Here is a 1,579-nt window from a genome sequence, read left to right on the forward strand (position 1 = left end):
ACCAAACAAGATAAACATACTAAGATTAGCTGTGAAGAAATCTATGACGATAGATTTTTTCACAGCTATTTTTTATAGTTGTAGAGAGAAGTAGACTGAAGAGTCTATTGGGTTTCAAATCCGTAAGATAAACTAGTCAGCTTAACTCTCACCTTTTGAAATTCGGTTGTAGTATGTAGGGCTCTTGAAGTCGTGTATAGGAAAGTGAAATGAGAAAGGTTAATTAAGCTTGAAGCTTCTCAATTAAAATAAGGAGGTTGTTAGATGAATTATTTTGGCATTGATATTAGTAAAAGAACAAGTGTTATTGCCCATTATCAAGACGATATTTTTCAGAAAGAATTCACCATTCAAAATAATAAAAATGGGTATAACCAGCTACTTAATTATTTGAATGAAATGGATCAATTTCAGTTTGTATTTGAAGCCACAGGCATTTATTCAAGAGGTATGGTGAAATTTTGTAGAGTAAATCAAATTGATTTTATTGAAATGAATCCATTAGAAGCAAGGTTTAAAACAAGTTCATTAAGAGCGTGGAAGACAGACGAATCTGATGCTCATAAATTAGCGCTTTTAGCGCCATATTTAAAGGCGAGCACCAGTCTAGATTCAAATCCTGATATTTTCTTTGAATTACGTGAACGAGCTCGATTTCATGTTGAAATTGAAAACGATCAAAATCGATTGAAAATAATGATTATCGAATTACTTCATCAAACTTTTCCAGGACTTGAAAAATTGTTTAAAAATCGTTATTCAAAAATCGCGCTTAATATTATAGAAGAATATGCACACCCAGATTTAGTTAGTCAAAAAGATATTGAAAGCCTGACTTCAAGTATTATGGAATACACTAATAAAAATTTGTCTTATCAAAAAGCACAAAATTATGCTGAAAGATTAAATAAAATAGCACAAGAAAGTTATCCTAATGTTAAACATTCTTCATTTCTAGTAAAAAAAGTTCGATTATTAATTCAACAATTAAAAAGTTCAATTCAACAATTGTCTCAACTAGATAAAGAGATGATTGAGTTAGCTCAACAACTTGAATGTTTCGAAGTTATGCATTCAATTCCTGGTATAGGGAAGCTAACAGTAGCTATGATTATAGGAGAATTAGGAGATCTTACAAAATTCAAAACGAATAAACAATTAAACGCATATGTGGGTATCGATATCAAACGATATCAATCAGGCAAAACTCAATATAGAGATACAATTAATAGACGAGGGAATAAAAAAGCTAGACGATTATTGTTTTTAGTAGTGATGAATATTATTCGAGGACAGCGTAACTATAATAACCACATAGTTGATTATTATTATAAATTAAGAAAGCAGCCCAATGAGAAGTCTCATAAGACTGCCGTAGTCGCTTGTATAAACCGACTATTAAAAACACTACATTACTTAGTTAATGAATCTAAATTATACGATTATCAAATGTCCCCACATTAGTCTAAACGTACAATCAAATTTAGTTTAACACCTTATTCAAAAAAATTAAAATGGACGGTTTATTTGAATATGTTTTCTTAAATACAATCTGGCTTGACTAATCGTAGGAAATAGG

At 30.3% G+C, this 1,579-nt stretch carries 1 protein-coding gene; it reads left to right on the forward strand.

Annotated elements, in window-relative coordinates:
- Positions 1-264: 264 nt before the first annotated feature.
- A complete protein-coding gene (locus tag LQ686_RS13845; protein ID WP_119494049.1) occupies positions 265-1,464 on the forward strand; it encodes an IS110 family RNA-guided transposase in 1,200 nt (399 codons plus the stop codon).
- Positions 1,465-1,579 lie beyond the last annotated feature (115 nt).

The sequence above is a fragment of the Mammaliicoccus sp. J-M41 genome (genome assembly GCF_022385935.1).
Taxonomy (GTDB): Bacteria; Bacillota; Bacilli; order Staphylococcales; family Staphylococcaceae; genus Mammaliicoccus; species Mammaliicoccus sciuri_A.